The sequence below is a fragment of the Streptomyces sp. CRN 30 genome (assembly GCF_034105845.1).
Window position 1 is genome coordinate 1 of the sequence record NZ_JAVRHI010000111.1, and the last position, 2,782, is coordinate 2,782.

The following is a 2,782-nucleotide window of genomic DNA, read 5'->3' on the forward strand; positions in this document are numbered from 1 at the left end:
CCGCCCCGACGGCCCCCAGCACCGCACGTGCCGCCGCCATCGCCCCGCCCGGCGGCGGGTCCAGCAGCGCCAGCCCGGAGGCGTCCGGATCGCCCCAGCAGGCCGCCTGGAGGGCGAACGCGGTGAGGTCCGCCAACTGCATCTCCGGCGCCGGGAAGCGCGGCAGACGGGCGTCCTCGGCCTCCGCCCAGCAGCGGTACACGGTGCCCGGGGCCTCCCGCCCGGCGCGCCCCGCGCGCTGCCGTCCGGCCGCCTGCGAGGCCCGTACGGTCGTCAGCGCGCTCAGCCCGCGCGCGTGGTCCACCCGGGGCTCGCGCGCCAGCCCCGAGTCCACCACGACCCGCACCCCGGGGACCGTCAGCGACGACTCGGCCACCGACGTGGCCAGCACCACCCGGCGACGCGTCCCCGGGGACAGCACCGCGTCCTGCACGGCCGCCGGCGCCCGTCCGTGCACCTGGAGCACCTCGACGTCGCCGGGGTCACCCAGCTGCCCGGCCACGCGTGCGATCTCGCCCACGCCGGGCAGGAAGCACAGCACGTCGCCCTTCCGCTCGGCCAGCGCCCGCCGCACCACCGACGCCACGTGCGCGAGGAGGGCCGGGTCCACCCGCATGCCGTGCGGGGGACTGGGGGCACCTCCCGCTCGAGCGGAGCCGAGAGTGGGGGACGCGCGCGCGGGCGGCGCCCACACGACCTCCACCGGGTGCGCGACGCCCTCCGCCTCGACCACCGGCACGTCCCCCAGCAACCGGGCCCAGCCCTCCGCGTCGGTTGTGGCGGAGGCGGCCACCAACCGCAGCTCCGGGCGGAGCGCGGCCCGCACGTCCAGGACGAACGCCGCGACGGTGTCCGCGTCCAGGTGCCGCTCGTGGCACTCGTCCAGCACGACGACGTCTATGCCGGCCAGCTCCTGGTCCCGTTGCAGCCGCTGCAGCAGCACACCGGTCGTCACGACCTCCACGCGCGCGCGTGGGCCCACGACACGCTCGCCGCGCACGGTGAACCCGACGCTGCCGCCCACCCGCTCCCCGAGCAGCCAGGCCATCCGCCGCGCCGCCGCCCGCGCGGCGATGCGGCGGGGCTCGGCGACGACGACCCGACGCGCCGGGCCGTCCCCGACGAGCCCCGCCAGCACCAGTGGCACCAGCGTGGTCTTGCCGGTGCCGGGCGGCGCCACCAGCACGGCGGCACCGTGCGCGTCCAGCGCGTCGTCCAGGGCGGGCAGGGCGCGGCGTACGGGCAGCGGGTCCAGGGCGTCGTAACGGATCACGCCCTCAGTGTCGTACGACGGCCGTACGACCGGGGGACGCGCCCACGCGCGCGGGGCACGGCCCGCCCGTCAGCCCCGCTCGCACACGAAGATCGCCGATCCCGGGATCAGGCTGCCGCGCAGCGGGGACCAGCCGCCCCACTCGGAGGTGTTCCAGGCGGGCCACTCCGGCTCGACCAGGTCCACCAGGCGGAAGCCCGCCGCCACGACGTCGCGGACGCGGTCGCCGACGGTCCTGTGGTGCTCGACGTACACGGCGCGGCCGTCCTCGTCCTGCTCGACGTAGGGCGTGCGGTCGAAGTACGAGCCGGAGACGCTCAGCCCCTCGGGGCCGGGCTCGTCGGGGAACGCCCAGCGGATCGGGTGGGTCACCGAGAAGACGAACCGGCCGCCCGGGCGCAGCACCCGGCGTACCTCCCGCAGCACGGCCACGGGGTCGGCCACGAAGGGCAGCGCCCCGTAGGCCGAGCACGCCAGGTCGAACGAGGCGTCCGCGAAGGGCAGCGCGGCCGCGTCGGCCTGCACCAGGGGGAGGGCGCCGCCGATCCGCAGCGCGTGCTGGAGCTGCCGGTGGGACAGGTCCAGGGCCACCGGACGGGCGCCCTGGGCGGCCAGCCAGCGCGAGCACTGGGCCGCTCCGGCGCCGATCTCCAGGACGTCCCGGCCCGCGAGGTCCTCGGCCGGCCCCAGCAGCTCCGCCTCCACCTCGTCGAGCCCCTCGGGGCCCCACACGAAGCGGTCGTCGCCGAGGAAGGTGCCGTGTTCGACCTGGTACTCGTCCGCGTTCCGGTCCCACCAGCCGCGGTTGGCGCGGGAACTCTCCGTGGCCCCCGCCGCACGGCGTGTCGCCTCGGGTTCCCCGGCTTCGGGGGCCGTGGACTCCACGGGTTCCTGGGCGGCCTCCTGGAAGACCTCGGGCTCTTGGATGATCGGCTCCCTCGTCGTACTCTTCCGTCCCCGTACCGGGTGTCGCGCGCGGGACGTCCCGGGCCCCTGGGGCCCCGGGACGTCGTCCGGATACGGCTCGCGGGCGGCGTCGCGTGCGTTCTTGTGCCGGTTATGGGGCGATCCGCCCCCGGTGTGCGCCTTCGCGCATTGACCCTGTCCGGCTGCCCCCGTATGCTACAAGTTGCGCTGCGGGCCTGCGCACCTCAGACGTAGCAGGCTGCGCTCGCATCTGTTGTATGTCCCCTCGGTTGTCGAGGCGCCGCCGCCGGCCCAGCTGGTGGGGCGCTTCCTTGGCTGTCCGGCTTCTGCAGAGCGAAACGGGCTCCCGGCGTAAGCAGTACCTACGACTTCAATGTCCGTACCGGAGCCCTTTCCCACATGACGAGCAGCACCGAGACCACCGCCACCACGCCGCAGGTAGCGGTCAACGACATCGGTAACGAGGAAGCCTTCCTCGCCGCGATCGACGAGACGATCAAGTACTTCAACGACGGCGACATCGTCGACGGCGTCATCGTGAAGGTCGACCGGGACGAGGTCCTGCTCGACATCGGTTACAAG

General features: G+C 75.1%; 2 protein-coding genes and 1 pseudogene. 1 reads left to right on the forward strand and 2 read right to left on the reverse strand.

From position 1 onward, the window contains the following. Both UW392_RS10780 and UW392_RS10785 read right to left on the reverse strand, forming a co-directional pair. Positions 1 to 1,273: helicase-related protein (locus UW392_RS10780; RefSeq protein WP_320774700.1), on the reverse strand; the 1,273-nt coding region annotated here is incomplete at its 3' end. Between the two features lie 69 nt (positions 1,274 to 1,342). After that, positions 1,343 to 2,203 carry a class I SAM-dependent methyltransferase gene (locus UW392_RS10785; protein WP_320774701.1) on the reverse strand — a complete coding sequence of 287 codons (861 nt, stop codon included), beginning with the start codon at positions 2,201 to 2,203 and terminating at the stop codon, positions 1,343 to 1,345. A gap of 396 nt (positions 2,204 to 2,599) precedes the next feature. Here UW392_RS10785 and rpsA point away from each other — a divergent pair. Further along, positions 2,600 to 2,782, forward strand: a pseudogene (rpsA, locus tag UW392_RS10790) (30S ribosomal protein S1); the annotation flags it as partial.